Below are 2405 nucleotides of genomic sequence, written 5' to 3'. Positions count from 1 at the left end.
TTAGATCAAGATAATACTATAAAACAAGATACACCTAGTTATTATTTTTCTCCTAAAGATGAAAGCAGTGGCAAAGGAAGACTTAGCATCTTTTATAAAAATGATGAACTTTGTTTGCTTAATTATTCTATTATAGAAAATTCTTTAAATATTAAATTAGAATGTTTAAGCAAACAAAGCTTAGAGTATAAAGACTTAATTTCAAACACTTTAAAAGAACAAAAAACCACACAAGTAGATAAAAAACAAGCTATAGCTAAACTTCATGCTCTTTTAGAAAATCAAAACCTAGAATGTATCCATGGAGGTAAAGTCATACTTAAATCAAACAAAGGAAAAACTTTTAAAGACAATAACATTCCTATAATACTAGAAAGTGATTTATTAAACTCTAGTATAGTAGCTTGTCCTAATACTATAGCAGGTGTAAGTGTTCCTTGTACTAAAGTTGTTAATGTAAAAGGATCCTTATCTCAAAAGAAAGTCAATAATGAATTTGCAATCTTACAAGAACTCATCTCAGCTTGTAAAACAGATAAAGGCTTTGCTTTAAAAGTAAGCTTTACTCCTACTAAGTTTAAATTTGATCACAGCTTTGATCCTAAAGAGGGCTTAGGAGAACAAAGTAAAAATCAAATAGAGTTAAAAGAGCCTATAATAAGACTTCATTATAAAAGTGATAGATTTCAAAAAGATAATTTACCTATCTATAATCTTTTAATCAATAATGAAAAAAAAGAACAAGATAAGGCTTTAAATGAATTTAATATAGATTTAAAAGATTTAAAAGATATAGAGGATATAAATATTCTTAATCAATTCAAACAAGACTTTAGTAAAGATTATGAATTTAAAGAATTAAATCTTAGCTTTGATACTAATTTAATCAAACTTTATTTTATTATCCCAAAAAACATTGCTAAAGTTTATAAAAGTGCTTATAAGGAATTTGAAAATAAAGATTTAGGAGTAGGGTATTTTACACAGCTACATGAGTATGATAAAATCATCAAAAATGCTTTAGAAGATAATAAAGAATTAAACGAATATCATTTTAGTTTTTTAGCTCCTGCAAAAATGCAAAATTTAAAACTTCAAATCGCACAAGGACTAGATGAAATCTTAGAAGATGAAGATAGAAAACAAGAGTTTTATGTTTGTAAATTTGTGGTGGTAAATGGGGTTAGTGAAAACAATACTCAAGAAAAAATCACTCATCTAAGCAATGATGGTCAAAATCTTTTAAAAAATATAGAGAAGCTAAGACTCAAACCTTATAATGATCAAAATGGAAAAGAAATTACTTCATATGTTAAAGGTGCAACTATCGGATATGGACATCTTATAGGGCAAAATGAATGGGATTTGTATAAAAATGGGATTACTTTACAAGAAGCGGATAAATTGTTTAAAAGCGATTTGTTACCCTTTGAAAATGCTGTAAAAAATTCAATAAACTCTTCCTTAGCACAGAACGAATTTGATGCCTTGGTTATATTATGTTTTAATATAGGGATTGATAATTTTAAAAATTCTTCTGTTGTTAAAATCATCAATGGAGAGAAAACAGGCTACAAAACATTAAAGGAAGCTTGGATGGCGTGGAACAAAAGTCAAAATAAAGTAATGCAAGGACTAATTAATAGGAGAAATGCTGAATATAAGCTTTACATTCAAGGAGGTTATGAAAAATGGTAATTTTTAAAAATATATTATTGTTTTTATTTTTTAGTACTTATTTATTAGCGCAAGAGGATTTTACTCCACTAGAGCAATGTACCTATGAAAATGAAAAGTTTTGGATAAAAATTTTAAATCTATGTCCAGAGGGTAATATAACTTGTGATAAAGTTGTATATGTGGGTGTCAATAAAAATAATGGAAAATATATTGTCCTAAACGGTAAGTCTATTAGTGATGTAAATATGAATTTTAAAGGATATGTTTTTAAAAATGGTATTTATGAATACAATATTTTTAATAATTTTTTATATATTTCTAAAAACAAGCAGATTATACAAGAATATCGTCTGAAATTATGTGAAAAATAGACACAACAAAGGCAACAAGCAACAACAAATACCTAGAATATGTAAAAAGTTAAAAAGATGCAATAAGAATTACAGGAAGTTTTTAAAGTTATAAAAATCCTAATTAATGAAATCTTAGCTCCTAAATTTTACAACAAATACAAAGATTTAGAAGTAGAGATTGATGATAAGGGCAATGTGCTTAGGTGGATAGGAGAGATTAATAGAGAGACAAAAAATATTAGCAAATAAAAAATGATATAATAATACTTTATATAAGGAATCTTTTATGTTTATAAGTTCTAAAACAGAGTTAATTCAAACTATTAAAAATTTAACAATCAACAATAAAGAAGTTAAACAGATTGATTTTAT

2 protein-coding genes are annotated in these 2405 nt (G+C 25.9%); both read left to right on the top strand.

Annotation, left to right across the window (positions count from 1 at the left end; all coding sequences use genetic code 11):
- Positions 1 to 114: 114 nt before the first annotated feature.
- Entirely contained in the window at positions 115 to 1698 is a 1584-nt protein-coding gene (locus AJN64_RS09700; RefSeq protein WP_070281019.1) for a lysozyme, read from the top strand.
- Positions 1692 to 2051, top strand: a complete 360-nt coding sequence (locus AJN64_RS01480) for a hypothetical protein (RefSeq protein ID WP_002779560.1) — start codon at positions 1692 to 1694, stop codon at positions 2049 to 2051. Before AJN64_RS09700 ends, AJN64_RS01480 begins: the two co-directional genes overlap by 7 nt.
- Positions 2052 to 2405: the final 354 nt, after the last annotated feature.

Source organism: Campylobacter sp. BCW_4332 (assembly GCF_001763175.1).
GTDB lineage: Bacteria > Campylobacterota > Campylobacteria > Campylobacterales > Campylobacteraceae > Campylobacter_D > Campylobacter_D jejuni.
Note: the sequence above shows the minus strand (reverse complement) of the source record. Positions and strands in the feature narration are given on the sequence as shown.

Excerpts from the sequence above, each read along its gene's own strand:
- AJN64_RS01480 (WP_002779560.1), top strand. The coding sequence starts at position 1,692 with ATGGTAATTTTTAAAAATATATTATTGTTTTTATTTTTTAGTACTTAT.